At 71.1% G+C, this 21,289-nt stretch carries 16 protein-coding genes and 2 pseudogenes; 11 read left to right on the forward strand and 7 right to left on the reverse strand.

Features of this window, described 5'->3' with window-relative positions; all coding sequences use genetic code 11:
* Positions 1 to 14: 14 nt before the first annotated feature.
* Positions 15 to 218 carry a cold-shock protein gene (locus ACIA5D_RS43000; RefSeq protein ID WP_396036423.1) on the reverse strand — a complete coding sequence of 68 codons (204 nt, stop codon included), beginning with the start codon at positions 216 to 218 and terminating at the stop codon, positions 15 to 17.
* A gap of 478 nt (positions 219 to 696) precedes the next feature.
* Here ACIA5D_RS43000 and ACIA5D_RS43005 point away from each other — a divergent pair, with 478 nt between their 5' ends.
* A complete protein-coding gene (locus ACIA5D_RS43005; RefSeq protein ID WP_396036424.1) occupies positions 697 to 999 on the forward strand; it encodes a hypothetical protein in 303 nt (100 codons plus the stop codon).
* A gap of 35 nt (positions 1,000 to 1,034) precedes the next feature.
* Here the strand turns inward: ACIA5D_RS43005 and ACIA5D_RS43010 are convergent, their stop codons facing one another.
* Positions 1,035 to 1,286: a helix-turn-helix domain-containing protein gene (locus tag ACIA5D_RS43010; protein ID WP_396036425.1), complete on the reverse strand. Its 252-nt coding sequence runs from the start codon at positions 1,284 to 1,286 to the stop codon at positions 1,035 to 1,037.
* Positions 1,283 to 1,480 carry a DJ-1/PfpI family protein gene (locus tag ACIA5D_RS43015; RefSeq protein WP_396036426.1) on the reverse strand — a complete coding sequence of 66 codons (198 nt, stop codon included), beginning with the start codon at positions 1,478 to 1,480 and terminating at the stop codon, positions 1,283 to 1,285. The genes ACIA5D_RS43010 and ACIA5D_RS43015 overlap by 4 nt, the downstream gene beginning before the upstream one ends.
* Positions 1,481 to 1,543: 63 nt before the next feature.
* Here ACIA5D_RS43015 and ACIA5D_RS43020 point away from each other — a divergent pair, with 63 nt between their 5' ends.
* Both ACIA5D_RS43020 and ACIA5D_RS43025 read left to right on the forward strand, forming a co-directional pair.
* Entirely contained in the window at positions 1,544 to 2,182 is a 639-nt protein-coding gene (locus ACIA5D_RS43020) for an HD domain-containing protein (protein WP_396036427.1), read from the forward strand.
* Between the two features lie 85 nt (positions 2,183 to 2,267).
* Entirely contained in the window at positions 2,268 to 3,161 is an 894-nt protein-coding gene (locus ACIA5D_RS43025; protein ID WP_396036428.1) for an NADP-dependent oxidoreductase, read from the forward strand.
* On the opposite strand, the gene ACIA5D_RS43030 is transcribed toward ACIA5D_RS43025, so the two are convergent.
* The gene (locus ACIA5D_RS43030) at positions 3,121 to 3,870 is read right to left on the reverse strand and encodes an SIMPL domain-containing protein (RefSeq protein WP_396036429.1); all 750 of its coding nucleotides are present in this window, start codon (positions 3,868 to 3,870) and stop codon (positions 3,121 to 3,123) included. The genes ACIA5D_RS43025 and ACIA5D_RS43030 overlap by 41 nt on opposite strands.
* Before the next feature lie 129 nt (positions 3,871 to 3,999).
* Here ACIA5D_RS43030 and ACIA5D_RS43035 point away from each other — a divergent pair, with 129 nt between their 5' ends.
* From ACIA5D_RS43035 to ACIA5D_RS43045, 3 genes are all read left to right on the forward strand, one after another.
* Positions 4,000 to 4,944 carry an acyltransferase domain-containing protein gene (locus tag ACIA5D_RS43035; protein WP_396036430.1) on the forward strand — a complete coding sequence of 315 codons (945 nt, stop codon included), beginning with the start codon at positions 4,000 to 4,002 and terminating at the stop codon, positions 4,942 to 4,944.
* A 371-nt stretch (positions 4,945 to 5,315) separates the two neighbouring features.
* Entirely contained in the window at positions 5,316 to 5,918 is a 603-nt protein-coding gene (locus tag ACIA5D_RS43040) for a nitroreductase family protein (RefSeq protein ID WP_396036431.1), read from the forward strand.
* 92 nt (positions 5,919 to 6,010) lie between these two features.
* Positions 6,011 to 7,591, forward strand: coding sequence for an AMP-binding protein (locus ACIA5D_RS43045; RefSeq protein ID WP_396036432.1), 1,581 nt, complete (start codon positions 6,011 to 6,013; stop codon positions 7,589 to 7,591).
* Positions 7,592 to 7,597: 6 nt separating this feature from the next.
* On the opposite strand, the gene ACIA5D_RS43050 is transcribed toward ACIA5D_RS43045, so the two are convergent.
* Positions 7,598 to 8,812 (reverse strand): EAL and HDOD domain-containing protein, encoded by a 1,215-nt coding sequence (locus tag ACIA5D_RS43050; RefSeq protein ID WP_396036433.1) that lies wholly within the window; start codon positions 8,810 to 8,812, stop codon positions 7,598 to 7,600.
* Positions 8,813 to 8,961: 149 nt separating this feature from the next.
* On the opposite strand from ACIA5D_RS43050, the gene ACIA5D_RS43055 reads away from it, so the two are divergent.
* The 4 genes and pseudogenes from ACIA5D_RS43055 to ACIA5D_RS43070 all read left to right on the forward strand — a co-directional run.
* Positions 8,962 to 13,734, forward strand: a complete 4,773-nt coding sequence (locus ACIA5D_RS43055) for a diguanylate cyclase (RefSeq protein ID WP_396036434.1) — start codon at positions 8,962 to 8,964, stop codon at positions 13,732 to 13,734.
* Positions 13,735 to 13,905: 171 nt separating this feature from the next.
* Positions 13,906 to 14,253, forward strand: a complete 348-nt coding sequence (locus ACIA5D_RS43060) for a YciI family protein (RefSeq protein WP_396036435.1) — start codon at positions 13,906 to 13,908, stop codon at positions 14,251 to 14,253.
* A 15-nt stretch (positions 14,254 to 14,268) separates the two neighbouring features.
* A pseudogene (locus ACIA5D_RS43065) lies at positions 14,269 to 15,516 on the forward strand (RNA polymerase sigma factor); the annotation flags it as partial.
* A 63-nt stretch (positions 15,517 to 15,579) separates the two neighbouring features.
* Positions 15,580 to 16,281, forward strand: a pseudogene (locus ACIA5D_RS43070) (Stf0 family sulfotransferase); the annotation flags it as partial.
* Positions 16,282 to 16,288: 7 nt separating this feature from the next.
* Here ACIA5D_RS43070 and ACIA5D_RS43075 read toward each other — a convergent pair.
* Positions 16,289 to 16,777, reverse strand: coding sequence for a pyridoxamine 5'-phosphate oxidase family protein (locus ACIA5D_RS43075; RefSeq protein WP_396036436.1), 489 nt, complete (start codon positions 16,775 to 16,777; stop codon positions 16,289 to 16,291).
* A gap of 16 nt (positions 16,778 to 16,793) precedes the next feature.
* A complete protein-coding gene (locus tag ACIA5D_RS43080; protein WP_396036437.1) occupies positions 16,794 to 18,296 on the reverse strand; it encodes a hypothetical protein in 1,503 nt (500 codons plus the stop codon).
* A 131-nt stretch (positions 18,297 to 18,427) separates the two neighbouring features.
* On the opposite strand from ACIA5D_RS43080, the gene ACIA5D_RS43085 reads away from it, so the two are divergent.
* On the forward strand, positions 18,428 to 21,232 hold the full coding sequence (locus ACIA5D_RS43085) for a LuxR C-terminal-related transcriptional regulator (protein ID WP_396036438.1): 2,805 nt from the start codon (positions 18,428 to 18,430) through the stop codon (positions 21,230 to 21,232).
* Positions 21,233 to 21,289 lie beyond the last annotated feature (57 nt).

The following is a 21,289-nucleotide window of genomic DNA, read 5'->3' on the forward strand; positions in this document are numbered from 1 at the left end:
CGTAAGTGTGTGGATCAGAGCGTGCGGATGTTCTCCGCCTGCGGGCCCTTCTGGCCCTGGGTGATGTCGAATTCCACCCGCTGGTTCTCTTCGAGGCTGCGGAAACCGCTCGCCGAGATCGCGGAGAAGTGGGCGAAGACGTCGGGGCCGCCGCCGTCCTGGCTGATGAACCCGAAGCCCTTGTCACCGTTGAACCACTTCACGACGCCTGTAACCATGTCTGCTCCTTCGCAGGCTGTTCGAGACCGCACGTCGCGGACTCGTACGCCGCCGTGTTGATCACCCGCGCCGAACCGACACGAAAAACGGAAAAGCGCCTGGATGGGTTCAGATAACCCATCAGGCGCCGAAAACGTCTACGGAAATCAAAACTGCAACGGGGTAAAGGTACCACACAATTCCTCCCGCACCGCCCGGCACCGTGGGGCGTGGACGATCCGGACCACCGGCATGTGGTCAAATCCCGGAGTCCGCAGCGGGCAGCCCCGCCTGAAGTGCGGGTAGGGTAGGTGGTGGATCAGTTCGTCGATGTCGATGACGAGCCAGCGCCTACCGGGCGTGCTGCGCAGGTCGCGGCAGTCCTACTGGACAGCCTTCGGTTTCGAGGGCCGAGCGATCCGACCGTCATCGATACTTCGGTGTGCCGCCCGGCCACCGCCGCGTCCATGAGGCGTCCTGCAGAGGAGAACGACCCAAGTGTTAGCCCCGCCCGCGGTCACTGCACCAGCGTTGCGCCCGCCGACCAAGACCCTTCGCGAGAAGGGCGCGGACAGTTTCCACGCCGCTCTCGCCGCGGTCCTGGCCGCCGGGCTCGAGGACGCCCTCGAAGAGGGCGACCACCAGAGAGCGATCAGCTTCATCAATCGCGGCTTCGCCGAAGGCACGCCGCAGATGGGCTGCGATCTCCTCTGCCGGGCCATGGAGGCCGTCGGGGCCGCCCGAACCTGGACGGTGCAGCTCGCGCCGCGGACCGAGGTGCGGCAACGACCCGCACCGTAAAGTCCTCTGGACTGACCGGTCGCGCGCATTTGCGGCTACTCCGCGCCGGCTCGGCGGGCCGTGCTGAACCGGCGTTGGTAGGCGGCGGGGCTGATGGACAGCTTCCGGGCGAAGACCCGCCGCATGCTCTCGTAACTGGGAAACCCGGCGATGGCCGCGGCCTGCGTCGCGGTGTGGCCTTGGTCGAGCAACGCCCGGGACAGGTCGAAACGGATATTTTCCACGTAGCGGGCTGGTGTCGTGGACATCTCGTCGTGGAAGAGCCGGGTGAGGTGCCGGGTGCTCATGTGGCGGCGAGCTCGTGCGTGACCTTCCAGTGCGTGGTCGCGCGCTTGCCGTCGAGGAACCCGGCGGCGGCCAGGACGAACGCCCCGGTGCAGACCGACGCGACCCGGCCGGCGACAGCCGCCGGTATCCGGGCGGCCTCGGCCAGTTCGCCGGGGACGCAGGCGCGCGGATAGAGGTCGGACCCGGCGACCATCAACGTGTCGAAAGGTGGCTCCGAGGCGGCGCCGCGGGCCGGTCGACAGGCAGCATGGGTGACATGCCAGAGGTCATCGCGGGGCTGGAGATTCCAGGGACAGCGGCGGTCGCCGAAGCGACCAGGCTGGTCCGGGACACGACCAGCTCCCTCATCTACCACCATTCCCGGCGGGTCTTCCTCTTCGGCCTGCTTCACGCTCACCAGCTGGGCGTGACACCGGACCCGGAACTGCTCTACCTGGCGGCCATTTTCCACGACACGGGCCTGTCGACCCCCTTTTCCGGCGTCGAGCAGCGCTTCGAGCTCGATGGCGCCGACCACGCGCGCAAATTCCTCCTGGACCGGGGTTTCTCGCCGGCCGCCGCCGAACGGGTCTGGACGGCGATCGCGCTGCACACCACGCCCGGCATCCCCGGCCGGATGGCTCCGGAGATCGCGGCCACCTATCTCGGCGTCCTGACCGACGTGGTCGGCTTCGGCCGGGACGAACTGGAACAGGATCAGCTGAGTGAGATCCTCGCCGCTCATCCACGAGGGGACTTCAAGAACGAATTCCTGCGAACGTACGTCGAGGGGCTGAAGAATCGCCCGGAAACCACCAACGGCACCGTGAACTCCGACGTCCTCGAGCACTTCATTCCCGGCTTCCAGCGCACGACGACAGTCGAGCGCATTGTCGGCTCGCCCTGGCCGAGCTGAAAGGATTCGAACTTGCGCGCCATCACCGTGAACGACCGGGAGGCCGGAGTCGGCGGCCTCACCCTGACCGAGATGCCCTACCCCCATGCCGCGGAGAACGACGTCATCGTTCGCGTACACGCCGCGGGCTTCACCCCCCGGGGAGCTCACTTGGCCGGCGACCTGGACCGATCGCGCCGGCCGTGACCGGACTCCCAGCATCCCCGGGCACGACCTGTCCGGAACCGTGGTCGAGCTCGGCCCCGGAACCACTGGCCTGACCGTGGGCCAGCGGGTCTTCGGACCGACCGACTGGGCCCGCAACGGATCGCTGGCCGAATACACCGCGGTCGAGGCTCGCAACCTCGCCCCTCTCGCGGCCGACATCGACCACACCGTGGCCGCGGCGCTGCCCATTTCCGGACTGACCGCCTGGCAGGGACTGTTCGACCACGCCCACCTCACGACCGGCCAGACCGTCCTCGTCCACGGCGCCGCGGGCGGCGTCGGCTCGATCGCCGTCCAGCTCGCCCGAGAGGTCGGCGCCCGCGTGATCGGCACCGGCCGGGCCGCCGACCGCGACATCGCGCTCGGCCTGGGCGCGCAGACCTTCCTCGACCTCGACGCCGACGAGCTCGCGCAGGCCGGCGAGGTGGACGTGGTGTTCGACGTCGCCGGCGGCGACACCCTCGCGCGATCGGCCGACCTGGTACGCCCGGGCGGCACCCTCGTCAGCATCGCCATGCCACCGGCCGTCCGGCCCAAGGACGGGCGAGCCATCTTCTTCATCGTCGAACCCGACCGCGTACGGCTGATCGACCTCGCCCAGCGGGTCCGGGCGGGAAAGCTCAAGCCCATCGTCGGCGCCGTGCGACCGCTGTCGGAGGCGGCCTCCGCGGTCGCCTCCCGCGACCGCACACCCGGCAAGACCATCATTCGGGTCGCGGAGGAAAGCTCTGTCAACCCGCCGGCGGCGGGTCGAGGGCCCATTCCACGGTGACGGTCACCGTCAGCTGCTGCCGGCCGGGCTCGATCGGAAACGATGAGTCCGCCGCGGCCATGCTGTTCTGCCCCATCGGCACCTCGTAGCTGGGAGCCGCCTCGCTCACCTTGACGACCCGGCCGAGTGGCCGGCCCGCCTCGCGCGCGTAAAGTTCGGCCTTCCCGCGGGCGTCGTCGAACGCTTTCTTGCGGGCTTCGGTGAGCAGTGCGGTGTCGTCCTCGATGGCGAACGACACGCCGTTCAACCTCGCCGCGTCACCGCCGGCGGCGGTGGCGGCGGAGATGAGCGCGCCGGCCCGTGGCAGGTTCCGGATCGTCGCGGTGAGCCCTTGACTCACGGTGTAGCCGATGACTTCCTGCTCGTCGTTCAGTCGTGAGCTGATGCCGACGTTCGACGTCTGCAGGTCGGCCCTGGCCATCCCGGCGCGGACGAGCGCGTCGCGCGTGCGGGTGGCCGCCGTGGTGGCGCGATCCAGAGCTTCGCCGACCGTGGACGCGTCGGCCTCCACCGCGAAGTCGGCGGTGAGCACGTCGGGCTCGCCGAACACCTCGCCGATCCCGGTGACCAGCACGCTTTCCAGGACTTGATCGCCGGGCGGGGAACTTGTCGAGGCGCTCGCCGGCCGGGCGCCGAGCAGCCATGACGAAAGCGCGACAAGCAGTGCCGGCACGACGAGCACGGGCGTGGTGATACGTGACCGATTCACTTTCTACCTCTCAGGCAATGTTTTCCCTATTCAAGGCCGCCGGTCCGGCAGCCGACGCGGTATTCGGCACATCTCGACCGTCAGGGCGAAGGGCCCGGCGCGCCGGACGGTGCCGGTAGGGTCGCCCCCGTGGATCTGAATCACAACGCCGCCCTGCTCGGGGTACCCGTCGAGGAGGTCGACCGCGTGCACCGGCTCGCCGGCGACCGGCCGTCGGCTCCGCTGCCCGCCAAGGCCGACGCGCCCGCGATCCTCGACCGGCTCGCGGTGCAGCCGGACGACGCCGCCGAGATCATGGCGGGCTGGCCCGACCCCGGCTCTCCGCTGTGGACTCCGGAGCTGCGCTGGCTGCTCGACCGCTCGATCGCGCTGGTCCGCGCCGACCTCGGAGGCCACGGCTGGCTGTCGCCCGGCCCCGAGCTGGCGCGCGAACGCGGACCCGCCTGGCGGCATCTCTACGTGTACGCGTACCTGGCCCTGGTCGACGTCGTCCGGGCGTACCACCGTGACCATGACATCGCCGACGCCGTGTCGTGGGCGACCCTCGCCGACCTGGGCCGCAACCTCGCGGTCGACCGGCGGATGCACCGCGAGGGCTGGCCGGTCATGCAGAGCTGGCTGACGCTGCACGCGCGCGGCGGCCTCTACGAGTTGGGCCGGTTGCAGCACCAGCGCGGCGGCACTGCCATCGACCTGCACATCCCCGACTCGGGCCCGATGACCCCGGAGGCGGTCACGGCGTCGCTCGACGAGGCCCGCGCGTTCTTCCCTCGGCACTTTCCCGAGGAGCGCTATACGGCGTTCTCCTGCGGCTCGTGGCTGCTCGACCCGCAGCTGCAGGAGTACCTGCCCGCGGACTCCAACATCGTCCGGTTCCAGCGGAGGTTCGAGCTGGAGCCGTACGAGGAGCCGGAAGGGCTGGACGCCGACGTCGAGGTGCTGCGGTTCGTGTTCCGTAGCTTGACCACGCCGCTCGACCAGCTGCCGCGCCGCACCGTGCTCCAGCGCGCCGTTGTGGACCACCTGAAGGCCGGCCGCCACTGGCGCTGGCGCCGCGGCCACTTCCCGATCTAGACACCTGTTGGGGTGGGGTCTGGTTTGTGCGGGCTGGCTGTCGTGGCCTCGGGGTGCTGCCTGTTGCGGTGAAGCGGCGGCCTGGGCTGGGCGCGCCATGGCCGGGGGGTCGTGCGCACTCGCCGCACCCACCCACGGCCCCCCGGCGATGGCGAGCGCCCGCCCAGCCAGCGATCAGCGCAAGATTTTTGGATCACCTGGCGGCCCGCAGACCTCCCCCGCCCCCGGCACTGGGTGGGGACGAGTAGAACAGCCGGGTACGACAATCTCCGGACGTTGTCCACAGGCCGACGACCGCGACCCCAGATGCTCTCCAGCCGAGCGGCTCGGCGCCGGCCCCGGTGTCGCGGAGATTCGGGTACGTTGCCGCGATGGAGTTTCAGGACGTGGTCCGGCGCCGCCGCATGGTTCGTCATTACGATCCCGACCGGCCGGTTCCGGTGGAGGTCGTCGAGCGCATCATCGACAACGGCCTGCGAGCGCCGTCCGCCGGGTTCTCGCAGGGCTGGGGCTTTCTGGTGCTCGACACCGCCGCCGACATCGAGCTTTTCCGCACCGCCGCCCGCCCCGCCGAGGAACCGGAGCGATGGTTCGCCGCGAACGTCCAGGCGCCGCTGCTGATCGTTCCGCTCGCGAACAAGGACGTCTACCTCGACCGGTACGCCCAGGCGGACAAGGGTCACGCGGATCGTTCCGATGCGTGGTGGCCGGCGCCGTATTGGGACATCGATACCGGCTTCGCCTCGTTGCTGATGCTGCTGACCGCGGTGGATTCCGGCCTGGGCGCCTGCTTCTTCGGCCTTCCCGCCGACCGGATCGACGCGTTCCGCACCGCGTTCGGGGTGCCTGCGCAGTACAACCCGATCGGGGCGATCTCGATCGGCTACAGCCAGGAGCCGCCCCGCGATCTGAGCGGCCGGCGACGTCCCAAGGACGACGTGGTGCATCGAGGCAGGTGGCAACCGCGCTCATGACGGGTCCCCACTCCTTGCCGTGACCGAGCTCGCTCCTTTACGGTCACGCCAGATCGCACTCGACCGCCGACCCTCGAACAAGGGCTCCGACCATGATCGAGCATCTACGCGCCGTCCTGCGGATGCACCAGATCGGCATCGTCAATCTGCTGCGCCCGCGCCGGCTGCTTCGCGCGGCCGCCAACAACGCCCGGCTCGGCCCGCAGGCCGCCCTGATCATGAAAGCGGCCGGCGAGCACCCGGACGCCCCGGCGGTGACCGACGAACGTGGCACCCTGACCTACCGGGAGCTCGACGAACAGTCCAACGCCCTGGCGCATGCCCTGAAGAAGCTCGGCCTGCCGGACCGGTCGGTGGTCGGGGTCCTGGCCCGCGACCACCGCGGCCTGTTGCTGGCGATCAGCGGAACCGCCCGGGCCACGTTGCGTCTGGCGCTGATGAACACCGGCCTCGCGAAGCAGCAGTTCGCCGAGGTGGTGGCCCGGGAGAAGGTCCGGGTGGTGTTGTACGACAGCGAGTTCGCCGACCTGACCGAAGGCCTGCCGGACGACATCCCCCGCTTCGTCACCTGGGGTTCCGCCGCCGGCACGTCCATCGACGAGCTGATCGCGGCGCATCCGGTCACCCCGCTGCCACTGCCCGACCGGCCGGGCGGTTTCATCATCCTCACCAGCGGCACCACCGGTTTGCCCAAGGGCGCGCCGCGCACGAAGGTGTCGCCGCTGGCCAGCGCCCTGATCGCGGACCGGATCCCGTTCCCGCGGCAGGGCGCGGCAGTGTTCGCGTCGCCGCTGTTCCACAGCACCGGCTTCGGCGCCTGGACCGTCGGGCTGTCGCTGGCCAACCACGCCGTGCTCCTGCGCCGCCTGGACGCCGAGAGCATCCTGCGGGCGATCGCCGAGCACCGGGCGCAGATGCTGGTCGCGGTGCCCACCATGCTCACCCGGATCCTCGCCCTGGGCCCGGAGATCATCGGCAAGTACGACACGTCGTCGCTGAAGACCGTGTTCGTGGCCGGGTCCGCGCTGGCGCCCGAGCTGACGACCCGGTTCCACGAGGCGTTCGGCGAGGTGATCTACAACGTGTACGGGTCGACCGAGGTCGCCGTCGCGTCGGTGGCCCAACCGGCCGAGTCGCGGCGGGCGCCCGGGACTGTCGGCAAGCCGCCGGTCACCGTACACGTCGCTCTCTTTGATGTGAGCGGCCGCCGGATCACTCAGGCCGGGGCACACGGGCGGGTTTTCGTGCGGACCGGCATCCCGTTCGAGGGCTATACGGACGGCCAGAGCAAGGAGGTCATCGACGGTCACATGGCCACCGGCGACCAGGGCCACTTCGACGACGAGGGCCTGCTCTTCATCGACGGCCGCGACGACGACATGGTCATCTCCGGCGGGGAGAACGTGTATCCCGTGGAGGTGGAGAATCTGCTCGCCGAGCGCGACGACGTGGTCGAGGCCGCCGTGATCGGCGTGGACGACCCGGATTTCGGCCAGCGGCTGCGCGCGTTCGTCGTGTCGACCGACTCCTCGGCCCGCGATCCCCAGGTGATCAAGGACTACGTGCGGGCGAGCCTGGCCCGCTTCAAGGTGCCGCGCGACGTGGTGTTCCTGGACGCCCTCCCACGCAACGCCACCGGCAAGGTGCTGCGGCGCGAGCTGCCCACCGACTGACGCGAGCTAGGAGATGCGCGCCCAGCGCATCGCCTCGATCATCTTGCCGGTGAGGTCGGCGCCGGTGTAGGTGGCGGCCAGCTCGGCCAGGTCGCCGCGCTGGTAGACCTCGACGGTGCGCAGGAGCTGGCCGAACCGGCCGACGCCGCGGCTGAGCGCGTTGGCGATCTCGGTCTCCAGCGGCAGGTGGTGGGCGAGCATGGCGGGGCTCATGCCGAGGATCGGCGCCACCGCGGCGATGAGGCCGGCCACGAACGCGGCGTCCGGGTCGACGCCGAAGGTCGGGGCCAGGTTGACGCAGAGCCGGGCGTGGGTGAGCACCTCGATCATCTGCGCCTCGGTGGCGTCGGCGGCGTCGGCCACCGCCATCAGCATCGCCCACTGCCGGATCTGATCGAGGCCCAGCATGACGATGGCCTGGCGGATCGACGAGATCCGGGCCTGCGGGGAGACCATGGCCGAGTTGCTGGCGCGCAGGACCCGGATGGTGAGCGCCGGGTCGCCGGTGACGATCTCGCGTACGCGTTCGATGTCCGTCTCCGGCGCGCTCAGCACCCCGATCAGCTCGAGCTGGCGCAGGCGGGACGGCGACAGGGAGACCGTGGTGAGGGTCTGCGGCCGGCTCAGCACGTACCCCTGGCGCAGCTCGAAGCCGTAGCTGTCGCACAGCTTGAGAAGGTCGGGGGTCTCGATGCCCTCGGCGACGATCTGGATCTCCGGCCAGGCCCGGCAGGCCTCGACGATCTGGTCCAGGTGGTCGAGATCGGCGCTGAGCAGATCAAGTTTCACATACGACGCGTACGGCAGCAGCCGCTCGTGCCCGGAGCCCCAGACGAAGTCGTCGAGAGCGATCCGGTAGCCGGCCTCCACCAGCGCCGCCACCCCCTTGACGACCTCGTCGTCGACGGCGACCGTCTCCAGCACCTCGAGCACCATCTGGTCGGGCGGGAACGGCAACGGCAGCTCCCCGACCAGGAACTCGGCGGTCAGGTTGATGAAGCAGATGCGGTCGCCGACCACCTCGTCGACGCCGAACTCGGTGAACGTGTTCACCATGACCTGACTGGTGGCGTACGAGTCGCGGCTCTGCGCGTCGACGGCGTCCATCCGGCCCCGGAACAGGAGCTCGTACGCCACGACATCGCCGGTCGAGTCGAAGATCGGCTGGCGGGCGACGTGGACGAAAGGCGTCCCGTCGGCCGCTGGCGGGCGCTGGGTCATGCCTGCTCCATCGGTCGGAAAGAGGCCGGCCTAAGGCTTCCCGAGGTTCGGTCCGGGCAGTCGGTGCTCTCATGTCCGGCCGGGCGGCGTCTCAATTCCGGGCCTCGCCTGCCGATAGGAGCCTTCGCCTGTGAGGAGGTGCCTCGTCGATGCCGGAGGCTGATTTCGAGGTGCTCTACGAGACCGCTCGTACCCGGATCGCACGGGTACGCGGCTCGGGTGAGCACCAGCGCCTGATCCGTAAGGAGCTCAGGGGCGCCGACGCCGCCGAGCGCTGCCGGCGGGAGCACGACATCCTGCGACGCCTGGCCGGCGTCGAGGGCGTGTCGCGGCTCGCCGAGCAGCCGTCCGCCGACACCCACCTGCACCTGATCGACGAGGGAGACCGTACCCTCGCCGAGCGGCTGCGCGCGGGCCGTCAGCCGGCCGCCGAGATCCTCGAGATCGCGGTCCGGCTCGCCCGGATCATCGCGGCTGTCCACGCGAGCGGCGTGGTCCACAAGGACATCAACCCGGCCAACGTCCTGCTGACCGCGGGCGGCCCGGTGCTCATCGACTTCGAGCTCGCCACCACGGCCGCCGAGGAGCGGCCCGGGTTCATCCACCAGAACCAGGTGGTGGGTACGCTCGCGTATCTCGCGCCCGAGCAGACCGGCCGCACCGGCCGGGCGGTGGACCGGCGCTCCGACCTGTACGCGTTCGGCGCCACCCTGTACGAGATGGCGACCGGCCGCCCGCCGTTCACCAGCACCGACCCGCTCCAGCTGTTGCACGAGCACCTGGCCCGGCGCCCCGAGCCGGTCACCGCGCTGAACCCGGCCGTCCCGCCGACGCTGGCGAAGATCATCGACCGGCTGCTGGAGAAGGAGCCGGACCGCCGCTACCAGAGCGCCGACGGCTGCGCCCACGACCTGGCCCACGCCGGCGACGAGTCGCTCGAGCTGGGCGCCTTCGACTTCCCGCCGCGGCTGGTACCGCCCTCGCGCCCGGTCGGGCGCGACGCCGAGATCACCCAGCTCCGCCAGGCCTTCGACGAGGCCCTGGCCGGACGCGTACGCGGCCTGCTGGTCAGCGGCCCGTCCGGGGTCGGCAAGACCGTGCTGATCAACGAGCTGCGGCAGGTGGTCACCGCGGCCGGCGGCTGGTTCGTCACCGGCAAGTTCGACCAGTACCGGCAGGACCCCTCGTCGGACGCGGTCGCCGGGGCGTACCGGGCGCTGGTCCGGCTTCTGCTCGGCGAGAGCGAGGCCGATCTGGCCCGGCTGCGCGGAACCCTCGTTCCCGCGCTGGGCACCAACGCCGGGCTGGTCGCCGGCCTGATCCCGGAGCTCGGCACGCTGCTGGACGTGGCGCCCGAGCAACCGCAGGGTGACCAGGCCGAGGTGCAGGGCCGGCTGTTCCAGGGCGTGCTGGCGCTGACCCGGGTCGCGGTCTCGCCGACCCGGCCGCTCGTGATGGTCGTCGACGACCTTCAGTGGGCGGCGGCGACCCCGATCGCGTTCCTGGAGACGCTGCTGACCGACGATCAGCTGCCCGGGCTGCTGCTGATCGGCGCGTACCGCGAGGAGGAGGTCGACGCGGCCCACCCGCTCGCCGCGGTGCTGTCCCGCTGGCAGCGCCTCGAGCCCGCGCCGATCGGGCTGCACCTCGAGAACCTGCCGCCGGACGACCTTTCCGTGCTCCTGGCCGAGACGCTGCGGATGCCGGCGCACCGGGCCGCCGAGCTGGCGGACGCGATCGCGCCGCGGACGGCCGGCAACCCGTTCGACACCGTGGAACTGATCAACGGCCTGCGGCTGGACGGCATCCTGGCACCTTCCGACGACGGCTGGCGCTGGGACACCCGGGCCGTCCGCAACTGGGTCGGCGACCGGGACATCGGCGACCTGCTGATCGCCCGGCTCGCCCGGCTTCCCCGCCGGTCGCGGCGGCTGCTGACGGTGATGGCCGCGCTGGGCGGCCAGACCGGTCCGGAGCTGCTCGCGATCGCCCTCGGCGTGCCCGCCCACCAGGTGACCGAGCTGCTGGCGCCGGCCCTCGAGGACGGGCTGGTGGTGCTGGACGCCGAGGGCGCCGACCGGGACGTCCGGTTCCGGCACGACCGCGTCCAGCAGGCCGCGTACCGGCTGATCCCGGCCCGGGGCCGGCGGCTGTTCCACCTCGTCCTCGCCCGGCGCCTCGTCGGCCCGTACGCCGCGGTGGCCGCCCAGCAGTACCTGCCGGCGGCCGGCCTGGTGGCCGACCCGGTCGAGCGCCGGGAGGTCGCCGAGCTGCTGCGAGCCACCTCGGCCGCCCTGCGCATCATCAACTATGCGGTGGCCGAGCAGTACCTGACCGCCGCGATCCCGCTCTGCACCGAGGCCGATGCGGATCTGCTGAGCCGGTTGCTGATCGACCGCCACCGGGCGCTGTACAGCCTCGGCCGGCTCCCGGAGGCCGACGTCCTCTACGCCGGCCTGGCCGAACGGCTCGATCCGGTCGCGCTGGCCGAGCCGGCCGGCGTACAGATCGAGAGCCTGACCGTTCGCGGGCGGGCGACCGACGCCCTGGATCTCGGCCTGGGCCTGCTCCGGCGGCTCGGCGTGAGCGTGCCCGCCGCGGACGACCTGCGCCGGCAGATCCGCGCTCGGCTCACCGAGCTCGCCGCCTGGGCCGCGGAACTGCCCGGCGACGACGCCGCGCGGCCGGATGCCTCGCGGCCGGAGACGGTCGCCGCATGCCGTCTGATCGCCCGGATGATGCCGCCCGCATTCTTCAGCGACCAGCCGGCGATGGTCTGGCTGATCAGCGCGGCCCGGCGGATCTGGACCGAGCACGGGCCGGCCGCCGCCCTGATCGTCCCGCTCGCCCACTCGGGCATCGCCGCGGTCCGGTTCCGCGACGACTACCGGACCGGCTACCACGTGCTCCGGCACCTCGAAGCGGTCGGCGAGGCGCGCGGGTGGGACGCCGAGGGCGCCATCGCGGGCTTCCTGGCCTCGGTCAGCGCCGTGCACTGGTCGGAGCCGGTCGAGCACAGCGTCGAGGCGGCCCGGCGGGCACACGAGCGGCTGGTGCACGGCGGAGACCTGGCGTTCGCGTGCTTCACCTCGCACACCACGGTGCCGGCGCTGCTCGACTGCGCCCCCACCCTGCCGGCGTTCCAGGCCGAGCTGGCCCGGGCGACCGCCTTCACCGCGAAGGTCGCCAACGACCAGAACGCGGCCATCATGGCGGAGTTCGCGACCCTGTACCGGGCGCTGGTCGACGGCCCCGCCACGGTCACCGCCGATGAGCAGGCCGGCAACCCCATGGCCGCCGCCTACCGGCACACCACGCGGGCGCTGGCGGCGTTGCTGTTCGGCGACGCCGCCGGGCTGGCTTCGGAGGCCGAGGGCATTCCGGCCACGTTGCCCTTCATCGCGGGGAACTACTTCACGGCCACCGCCGAGCTCGTACGCGGGCTGGCCATGCTGGCCGAGAAGCGGCTGGACGAGGCGGACACGATCCGCGAATGGCTCGGCGCCCGGGCCGACGACTCCCCGGCCAACTTCCGGCCGATGGTTCTGCTGCTCGACGCCGAGCGGGCCTGGACGGCCGGCGACCCGGCCGCCGGGGCGCGGTTCGACGCGGCGCTGCGGGAAGTCGCCCGCCGGCGTCGTCCCTGGCTGCACGCGTACGTGGCGGAGCGCGCGGCCCGCTTCCACCTGGACATCGGGATGGAGTACGTCGGGCACCGGCTCTTGCGGGACGCCCAGGACCGTTGGCGCGACTGGGGCGCGACGGCCAAGGTCGTCGCCCAGGAACGCGAGTTCCCGTTCCTCCGCGAGCGGCGGGCCCTGGCCCAGGCGGCCAGCATCGGCGCCTCCGCCACCTTCGCGTCGGAGGCGGTCGACCTGATGGCGGTGGTCAAGGCGTCCCGGGCGCTCAGCTCGGAGACGAACCTCGACCAGCTGCGCCACCGCGTCGTGGAGATCCTGACCACCCTGACCGGCGCGACCACCGTCCACCTGCTGACCCGCGACGAACGGGACGGCGACTGGACCGACGGCCGGGCGGCGATCACCGCCGACCGGGTGCCGCTGACGATCGTCCGGTACGCCGAGCGGACCCGTGAGCCGCTGGTTCTCGACAACGCGGTCGACGATCCGCGGTTCGCGCAGGACCCGTACTTCGACGGTCAGGACCTCTGCGCAGCCCTGGCCGTCACCGTCCAGTCGCACGGCCGGCCGCGCGCGATGCTGTTGCTGGAGAACCGGCTGTGGCGCGGAACGTTCACCGAGGACCGGCTCGACGCGGTCCGGATCATCGCCGGCCAGCTGATGGTGTCGATCGAGAACGCCGCGCTCTACGCCTCGCTGGAGCAGAAGGTCGCCGAACGTACCGAACAGCTGCGCCTGGCCAACAGCCGGCTGGAGATCCTCAGCGACACCGACCCGCTGACCGGCATCCCGAACCGCCGCAAGCTCGACGCCGAGCTCGGAACCGCCTGGCAGGCCGCCGCCGGCCGGGCCGAGCCGCTCGCCGTCGCGATGATCGACATCGACCATTTCAAGCTCTACAACGACCGGCTCGGGCACGCCGCGGGCGACAGCTGCCTGCGCCTGACCGCCCGGACCATCGTCGCGGCGGCGCGTCAGGACGGCTTCGTCGCCCGCTACGGCGGGGAGGAGTTCACCGTGGTCATGCCCGGCGCGGGACCGGACCGGGCGACCGAGATCGCCGAACGCATCCAGCGGGCGGTGCACGCGCTCGGACAACCCCACCCGGCGGCATCATCCGGCGTGGTCACCGTCAGCATCGGCGTGAGCTGCGAGGTGCCGTCGGCCGGCCGCACGGCCGGCGATCTGACCGCCGACGCCGACGCCGGCCTCTACCGCGCGAAGGACGCGGGCCGCAATCAGGTCCAGTTCGGCGGGGTCGGGCTGTTGTCTTTCGGCTGATCCGCGCCGGCGAGTTTGACGACTTCGGCGTCGGCTTCGGACCGAACGGGTCCCGCGGCCGGCGCAGATCCGGTAGAAGATTTCTCGCAGGAGCTGTCGATAACGCCGTGCCCGATCGTCGTCCCGGTGTAAGCGGCCGATCGGCGGCCACCCGACGTGAGGGAGACCATCATGCGTTACCTGTTGCTGATCTACAGCGAGGAAACCACCGCCGCGCCCGACCCGGCCGAGGCCGAGAAGGTGATGAACGAGTACTGGGCGTACAGCAACGCGATCAACGAGGCCAAGGCCAGCACGGGCGGGGAAGCCCTGCAGGACAGCAAGACGGCCACCACCGTACGGGTCAAGGACGGCGAGCGCGTGGTCACCGACGGGCCGTTCGCCGAGACCCGCGAGGTCCTGGGCGGCTACTACCTGATCGACGTGCCCGACCTGGACGCGGCGATCGACTGGGCGGCGAAGTGCCCGGGCGCGAAGTACGGGTCGGTCGAGGTGCGGCCGATCATGGAGTTCAGCTGAGGTCAGGGGTCACCGATGGGTACGGCGGCCGATTCGGTCGAGGCGGTCTTCCGCGAAGAGTGGGGACGCCTGCTGGCGACGCTGGTACGCACCCTCGGTGACCTCGATCTGGCCGAGGAGGTCGCCGCGGACGCCGTCGCCGCGGCGTTGCAGCGGTGGCCGCGCGACGGGGTGCCCAACCGCCCGGCGGCGTGGCTGCTGACCACGGCCCGCCACCGGGCGGTCGACCTGTTGCGCCGGGACAAGGCGCTGGCGGCCAAGCTGGCCCTGCTGCAGGTCGAGGCGGACCGGTACGAGCCGCCACCGCCGGAGCCCGCCGACCCGGATGACGTGCCGGACGAGCGGCTGTACCTCTTCTTCACCTGCTGCCACCCGGCGCTGACGCTGGAGGCGCAGTCCGCGCTGACGTTGAACTGCCTCGGTGGCCTGAGCACGCCGGAGGTCGCCCGCGCTTTCCTCACCCCGAACGCCACGATGGCGCAGCGACTGGTGCGCGCGAAGCGCAAGATCCGCGAGGCGCGGATCCCGTTCCGCGTGCCGCGGACCCATGAGCTGCCGGAACGGCTGCCGGCGGTGCTCCGGGTGATCTATCTGATCTTCACCGAGGGGTACGCCGCGACCAGCGGCCCCGCCCTGATGCGCCCTGACCTGGCCGACGAAGCGGTGCGGCTGGCCCGGATCCTGCACCGCCTCATGCCCCGGCAGCGGGAGACAGCCGGCCTGCTCGCCCTCATGCTGCTCATCGACGCCCGCCGTGACGCGCGGGTGGATGTCCGCGGCGACCTGGTGCTGCTCGACGACCAGGACCGCTCGCGGTGGGACGCCGGCAAGATCGAGGAGGGGCGCCGGCTCGTGGTCGAAGCGCTGACCGGAGGCCAACCCGGTCCGTACGCGTTGCAGGCCGCCATCGCGGCCGTGCACGACGAGGCGGCGACCGTCGCGACCACCGATTGGCCGCAGATCGTCGCCCTGTACGACGTCCTGCTTTCGGTGGCGCCCTCGCCGCTGGTCGAGCTCAACCGGGCGGTGGCGGTCGCCATGGTCGACGGTCCCGCGGCCGGGCTCGCGCTGCTGGACACCTTGGCGGTGGACCGGCGGCTGACCGGATATCACCTGCTTCCCGCGGCCCGCGGTGACCTGCTGCGCCGGCTGGGCCACACGGCGGAGGCGGCGGACGCGTACCGGCAGGCGCTCGATCTCGCCGGCAACGGGCCGGAACGCGCGTTTCTGCAGCGCCGCCTGCGCGAGACCGCGACCCGGTTACCGTCTTCCACTGTGACAAGACCTTCCACTGTGACACGACCGGATTTCGACTCGTACCTGATCTGCGCGACGCCCCGCTCGGGAAGTACTTTGCTGTGCGGTCTGCTGGACTCGTCCGGGGTTGCCGGCCATCCGGCCTCCTACTTCAATCGCAAGAGCTTGAACGAGTACGCCGACGAATGGCGTATAGCCCGGCCGCGTGATGGGCGGATCGACGAAGCTTTCGTTCGAGCGGCGCTGACCGCCGGCAAGACTGCGAACGGTGTCTTCGGCGGGCGGGTCATGGCTGAGACGTTGCCGGAACTGATTGGTGGCCTTGCCGCCGCCGCAGCGATGCCGGCGGCGACGGATGTAGACCTGTTGAGCGCCCAGTTGGGTCGGCTCAAATTCGTTCACCTGCGGCGACGGGACGTCGTGGCCCAGGCGGTGTCGTGGGCGAAGTCATTGCAAACCCATTTCTGGCATCCGGGCGAAGCCGTCGCTCCCGGAGGTCAGGATCCTCATTACGACGAAGAGCTGATCGGTCGGCTGGTCGCCACGATCGAGAGATTCGAGGGGGACTGGACGGCCTGGTTCGCCGCTCACCGCATCGTGCCTTGCGAGGTGACGTACGAGGAGTTGGCGGCGGATCCGCCCCGCACCGCGCAAAAGGTGCTCGACTATCTCGGTCTGCATGTTCCGCCGGATCGCCAACTGGTGGTCGGGCACCGTCGACAGGCCGATCAGCTCAACGCGGACTGGATAACGAGATTCAAGTCTCGCTGAACCGTTGTCATTCGATGCGGGTTCGGTGGTCTTTGGCGAGGCCGTGCAGCGGGCAGGGCTGTCTCGGCTCGCGCGGGCACAGAACCCACACATCGGTCGCGGTCGCCCGGTAGAGGCGGTACGGGGAGGATCCGGTCACGTCGTTGCGGGTCAGCGCCGTGCCGCCCCGGTCCGCGGGCCCGGGGTAGACCTCGAGTCCGCGCTCGAGGTCGTCGCCTGCCAGCTCGCACGCTGACCCGACCGCGTACAGGGCCCGGCCGTAGTAGGGGCGGACGCTCGAGTCGTACACCACGACGCTCACGTGCGGGCGCTCGGTGAGGTTGCGTGAGTGCACGGCGCCGGTCTCCGAGCTCCAGTAGAACTCGCGCAGGCCCGCCGCGGCGAAATAGACCGGGGAGGTCCAGGGCCGTCCGTCCGGGTCGACCGTGGCCAGGGTCAGGAAACCGTTGGTGTCGAGCAGTGCCCGCGCATGTGTGGCGAGGTCATCAGATGTCATCTCGAAACTCCGTCCGTCAGGCGCGGTTCAGATACAGCACGGCGGGGCCGGGCGGGAACGGCGAGGAGAACTCGGCCGTGCCCTCCGCCTCGATGCTCAGCACGTCACCCGCAGTTGCTTCGCGGGTGGTGACATCGAACCATTCGACCTGGTAGGAGCCGGTTGGCAGGTCGACGGTGAACGTCCGGCCGCCGCCGTCCGGCTCCAGCACGAGGTATTCGGAGCCGGGGTTGGCCAGGGCATACCCGGTAGAGGCGAGGTCGCGCCGCGGCTGCATGTCGATCAGTCCCATGCGTTCCGCGTACCGGCGGGTGTCGCCCATCGCCCAGCGCGCGGGCTCGTAGTGTGCGAATGGCGGCACGCCGGTCTCGGCGGGCGACTCGCCGGCGGGTTCGAGACCGGCGATGAGGCCGTAGTCCATGAGGATGGGATGGTGGCCCCGCAGGAATGACTTCCACGCCCAGAGCGCGTCGCCCTGACCCGGTGCGTAGTGGTCGGTGTCGCTGATGACCACTTTGGCGCCATCGGCGACCGGCGGATCCACGTACCAGCGCGACGGTGGGGAGCCGGGCGCCATCGGGTGGCCGCCGTTGGCGAAGATGTCATCGTCGTAGCCTGGCGAGATCCATTCGGCGCGGCTGCCCAGCAGCGGGTCGTTCACCTTGGTCTGCTCGGCCACCGGGAACTGCATGGTCATGCCGATCGGGTGCGAGTCGTACCCGCGTGCCGCTTCGTGCCGCTTGACCACGTCGATGACCCAGTATTGCCAATCGGTCGAGTCGCCCCACGACGGTGCCTTGTCCATGCCCAGGAACGTCGCGAACTCATCGGTCACCGTACCTCCGCCGGACGATTCGTTGGCCACCTCCCACAGCACGTTGGGCAGGTCGTGGAGGGTGTCGACGACCTTCCGGACGTACGCCTCCTGCATTGCCTCGACGCGCGGGTCGAGTGGCAGGACCTGCAGGTCGTTGATGGAGCTCGCGGAGACGCCGTTGACGTTGTTGCCGGCGTGGAAGGGATGGCCCTCGATGTGGTCCGGCGGCGGGCTGAGGTGCAGTGCCCAGCCGTCGAACAGCATCACGCCCACGTAGATGCCCGCCTCTCCGGCCGCCGTGACCCGTTCGCGGAGCCGCTGGAAGAAGCCGTCGTCGAGGTGTTCCAGGTCGAACCGGGGCTTGCCGTCCTTCGCGGTGCCCGGCCCGGTTCGCACCCACGGCTGCGGCGTCATGTTCAGGTGGTAGTTTCCGCCCGCTGCCTGGGACCGGACCTGTTCCCAGCGCCAGAGCCGGATGAAGTTGTGCCCGCGTTCGGTAAGGAACCGCAGGTAGGCGTGATAGTCCATCCGCTCCGGCTCGCCGGGGCCGTCGAGGCCGGGCCCCATGCCGTCGTGCAGGTTGTTCCAGATGTGCGACCCGGTCAGGTAGACCGCGAGGCCGGCGCTGGGGCCCGAGGCCGGGGTGAAATAGCGGGGGTTGCGGGTGGAGACGGTGAGCGGTCCGTCCGCTTGCTTTGGCATGATCGGCACATCCTCGGGTGAGATCGGTTCCTGCATCGAAGCCTCTCCGTAACGCGGTCGCGGAACATCTGCCAAGTGGCCGATGCCGGAGGGGGAGAGTGGCCGACAGCCGGGCCTGGCATGGTGAAGCCATGCGTGGCAACAATCTCGTGATGCCGTTGACGTCGTTCGTCGGGCGTCACACGGAGATCGAGGCCGCGGCCGGGCTGCTGGAACGCCACCGGCTGGTGACCCTGACCGGGCCGGGAGGTGCGGGCAAGACGAGGCTGGCGGCGCACGTCGCCGCCGGTCAGTCCGATCGGCGCCCCGACGGCGTCTGGTGGGTTGACCTCGCCACGACGAGTGACAGCACCGCGGTGGCGGAGACCATCGCCGAGGCCGTCGGCGCACCGGTCGTCGGCGGGCGTGTGCACGCCCTCCGTACGCATCTGGCGCCTTGGCGGTCACTGCTGTGCCTCGACAACGCCGAACACCTGCTGGACGGGGTCGCGAGCACCGTGGAGGCCGTGCTGCACGGCTGCCCACAGATCACTTTCCTGGTCACCAGCCGCGAGCCGCTGGGCATACCGGGTGAGGTGGTGCTGGGGGTTCCGCCCCTGTCCGACGACGATGCGCTGTCGCTGTTCGTCGACCGCGCCCGCCTCGTGCAGCCCTCGTTCGCGCTCGACGCGGCCAACGAGGCGGCCATCCGCTCGATCGCGGCGCACCTGGACGGGATACCGCTGGCGCTGGAACTGGCCGCGGCGTGGGTACGAACCCTGACACCCCAGCAGGTGGAGGTGGGTCTGGACGACCGGTTCGCGCTGCTCGTCCGTGGTCCGCGTGGAGCGCAGCGCCGCCAGCGCACACTCTTCGGATCCATCGACTGGAGTCACGCGCTGCTGGACGAGACCGACCGCATCGTGCTTCGGCGGCTCGCCGTGTTCGCCGGTGCCTTCGGGCTTTCCGCGGCGCGGGCGCTCTGCGCCGGGGGAACGGTGACCGCTGCCGAGGTCCTGCCGGCGCTCGGCCGCCTGGTGGACAAGTCGCTGGTGGTGGCCGACGTCCGGGCCGACGAGTCGCGCTACCGGCTGCTGGAGACGATCCGTGCCTTCGCCGCGGCCCGCCTGGTCGAGGCGGAGGAGGACACCGCGCTGCGCGAGCGGCACCTCGCCTGGTTCCTGCGGTTCGTCGAGGCGGCGGAGGCGGGCCGGGAGGCCGACGCCGACGGTTGGCGGCGGGCGCTGGTGCTCGAGTACGACAACCTGCGCGCGGCGTTGGAATGGGGCCTCGCGGCCGAGGACCCCCGGGCCGGCCGGCAACTGGCGGCGTCACTGGCCTGGCTGTGGCACCTCGATCGGCGCGGCCGGGAGGGGATCGGCTTCCTGCATCGGGCGATCGACCTCGTACCAGCGGAACGCTCCCGGCTTCAGGCACGCCTCATGACCGGCCTGGCCCTCGTCGCCGACACGGCCGGCCCGCTCGATGTCGAGCGGGACGCCGCCTCGCGAGCGCTCGAGCTGGCGACCGACGCCGGCGATGAAGAACTGCGCGCGCTGTGCTTGAACCTGCTGGCGGTCGGCTCGTTCTACACCGACTTCGACGAGGCCTGGCAGCTGTGCGAGCAGGCGCACGCCGCGGCGCAGGCGGGCGGGAACACCTTCGTGCTCGGCGGCGCACGGGCGCTGCAGGCGATCATCCTGCACCTACGAGACTCCCATGACGAAGCCGAATCGATCGTGGACGAGTCCGTCCGGCAGTGTCTGCAACACCACCGAGGGGTGCTCTCCACGCTGCTGACATACCAGGCAGATGGCGCCCTGGCCGGCGGCGACCCGGTCCGCGCGCTGGATCTCGCCACGGAGGCGCTGCGGGTCGCCGAACCCCTCGGCGACTACCTGCGGGTCGGGATGGCCCGCTCGGTGCTCGCTCAGATCAAGGCGCTGACCGGCGACCTGGCCGGCGCGACCGAAGCGATCGACCCGGTGCTGCGCCTGGTCGAGGGCGCCGAGGACGAGGTGTTCATCCCCGGTCTCGACCACGCCATGGCAGCGCTGTCGATGCGCCGGGACGACCCACCGGCCGCCGTGGACTCGCTGCGTCGCGCCGCCGGCTCCACCGACCGGGGCGCCGCGACGTGGCTCGCCGGCCGGGCCCTGCCCCGGCTCGGTGCGGCCCTTGCCGCCGCCGGCCGTCCCGACGAGGCGGTGGCGACGCTCGACCGCGCGGTGGAGGTCGCTCGACGCCTGCGAATGCCGGGCCCGCTGGCGGAGGCGTACGCCGCACAGGCCGAACTCGCCGCCGCCGACCCGGACGGTCTCACCCGAGACGGTCTCACCCGAGACGGTCGCACCCGGGACGGTCGCACCCGGGACGGTCTCACCCGGGCCGTCGAACTCCACCACGCGGCGTTGACCATCCGGGTCGACCATCGTCTGCGCGCCGCCCAACTCGACAGCCTTGAAGCGCTCGCCCGCGTCGGTGCGGCCATCCAGCCGGGCCCCGACGACGTGCGCATCCTGCATGCGGCCGAGTCGGCCCGCACGAACACCGGCCTTCCTCGCAGAGCCGACCTGCAGCGCGCGTACGACAGCACCATCGCCAACCTGCGCCGAGCGCTCGGGGCGACCACGTTCGACCGGGCGGCGGCCGAGGGCGCGCGACTCACCCTCGACCAGGGCGTCGAGTACGCCCGCCGGGCCCGCGGCCGCCGGGGCCGCCCGGCCACCGGCTGGTCCAGCCTCACGCCGACCGAACTCGAGGTCGTCCGCCTCGTCGCCGAGGGCATGACCAACCCGCAAATCGGCGCCCGTCTCCTGATGAGCCGCGGCACGGTGAAGACGCACCTCTCACACATCTTCACCAAACTCGACACCACCAACCGTGCCCAACTCGCGGCCACCGCGATCGACCGCGGGCTGTCAGCCGACCGGCGTGTTCCCGACGCCCGTCATTGATCGGTCTTGGGTTGGCGGCGCCCGCCTCACCTCAACGCCGCGGCCCCACAGGTGATG

This window comes from Actinoplanes sp. NPDC051513, assembly GCF_044454685.1.
Classification (GTDB): domain Bacteria; phylum Actinomycetota; class Actinomycetes; order Mycobacteriales; family Micromonosporaceae; genus Actinoplanes.